Annotated in this window: 2 protein-coding genes; both read right to left on the reverse strand. The window is 70.5% G+C overall.

Annotated features, from left to right (window positions below):
* Nucleotides 1–11: 11 nt before the first annotated feature.
* Nucleotides 12–869 (reverse strand): hypothetical protein, encoded by an 858-nt coding sequence (locus FJX73_12710; protein ID MBM3471631.1) that lies wholly within the window; start codon nucleotides 867–869, stop codon nucleotides 12–14.
* A 34-nt stretch (nucleotides 870–903) separates the two neighbouring features.
* A partial coding sequence (queG, locus tag FJX73_12715) for a tRNA epoxyqueuosine(34) reductase QueG (GenBank protein MBM3471632.1) occupies nucleotides 904–2,038 on the reverse strand: 1,135 nt, incomplete at its 5' end.

A 2,038-nucleotide genomic window follows, 5' to 3' on the forward strand; every position in this document is an offset into this window, starting at 1 on the left:
ACGGACCCGGCTCACCCCCCTGCAAGGCGCCGTCCGCATCTTCCGCAGTAGCGGTCCCGGGGGCGTGGGCGTGCACCGCAGTGTACGCAGTAAACGTCCGCACGTCCGGCTGGTCCCCCGCGCCGCAGGAACCACACCCCCAGTCCGACCAGGACAGCGGCGAGCCCGCCGCCGACCATCCACAGCCACGCGGGCGGTCCCGCCACCCGGGGAGCAGCCGGCCCTGGCGCGGTCGCTCCCACTGTGCGTGCGATCGAGGGGTTAGCGTCCTCCTTGCGGTATGCGGCTTGCAAGCGCCATTTCTTGCCGGCCGGCCATCTGCCGACACTGTACAGGTGATGGGTGAACCCGGCTGGGGTCACGGCCGTCTCGGCTGCGGGGGGCGTCAGCGCAAACACCGACGAGCGCAACGGTTGCTCGACCGACACCCGCAGGTCCTCGATCGCCAGCGGAAAGACCAGGTCCATGGTAAACGTGCGCTGCGGGGGCGGAGAGAGCCCGTCCACGTAGTACTCGAACTGGAAGCCGCGCGTCGGGATCGTGAACGAGACCAGCAGGCGATCCGGCTCCTGGCGGTACTGGTGCGAGCTGGTGAAAAGCTGGCCATCATCGCCGCGGTAGGCAGCGGCGTTCACCTGACCGTCCGATGGGATCGCGAACGTAAGCGTCTGGGGCAGCGCAACGGCCGCGCCGAGCGTGCCGCGGTAGATCACCAGCAGCCGGGGATCGTCGTGCTCCGGCCAGATGTCCACGGCGAGGGTGGCGATGACAGGCGGCGCAGGTTGGAGTATAGCTGCCGACGCAGCCCCCAAGACAATAGGCGGCATGGCACCGGCCACCAGCAGCACGATCCAGAGGAGTAGACGCATGAGAAGTCCAGTTCGGCGAACGCCGACCGGTCCCCTACACGAGGGCCACTCCCGCCAGCGCCGCCTCGATCTCGGCGCGGGCTTGAGCATCCTCCTCCGCCTTCAGGGCGGCATCGAGCGCGGCGCGGGCCGCCGGCCCTCCGATGCGGCCCAGCGCCCAGGCAGCGTGCCCTCGCACGAACGCGTCATCGGGATCGCGCAGCGCCCGCACCAGTTCGGGCACGGCACGCCCATCGCCGAAGTTACCCAGTGCAATCGCGACGTTCCTCCGCAACCCGCTACGCTTCGCGCGTCTGATAGCGCTTCGGCGGAAGAGACGGCGAAAGTCGTCCTCGGTGATGTTCAGCAGGGGCAGCAGGAGCGGATGCGGGCCGGTCTCCGTGCGGGGCAGGAACTCCGGGTGTACCGCTGGGCAAGCGCCTGCGCCCGACGGCTGCGGCAGCCGGTTGAACGGGCACGCCTCCTGGCACAGGTCGCAGCCGAAGATCATGTCCTGGAGTGCCGGCCGTACCTCGCGCGGGATCCAGCCGCGGTGCTCGATCGTCCAGTACGCGATGCACCGTCGCGTGTTCACGACGCCGGGTATGCCCGCGACGCCCTGCTCTTCCACGACGCCGGGCGCGACGATCGCGCCGGTGGGACACGCCCCGGCGCCGCGCATGCAGGCCTCGCATGATCCGCAGTCGCCGGAGGCCGGCGGATCGGGCTCCAGCGCTAGATCGGTGAGGATCTCCCCGAGCACGACCCATGTGCCGAACGGCCTCGTGATCAGGCATGAGTGGCGGCCGCGCCAACCCAGGCCCGCGCGCTGCGCGATCGCCCGCTCGAACAGCGGTCCGGCGTCCACTTGACGCCGCGCCAGGTTCGCGCCTTGGTCCTTGAGGAATCCGGAAAGTGGCCGGAGCCGCGCCTTCATCACCAGATGGTAGTCATCACCCTGGGCGAAGCGCGCGATGCGCCCCCGCAGATGGTCGGCGGGCAGTGGGCCCGGATCGCCCGTGTGGTAGTTCGTCGCCACAGCAACGATCGAGCGGGCGCCCTCTCCCACGCGCCCGGGATCGCCGGCGCCCCCGCGCCGGCCGGCACTCCTGCCCCGGCCGCCACGCTCCACCCATCCGGGGAGCAGATCACTCGGGCCGGCAGCCGCGGTGATGCCGATCAGGTCGAAA

It is taken from the genome of Armatimonadota bacterium (assembly GCA_016869025.1).
In the GTDB taxonomy this organism is placed as follows: domain Bacteria; phylum Sysuimicrobiota; class Sysuimicrobiia; order Sysuimicrobiales; family Humicultoraceae; genus VGFA01.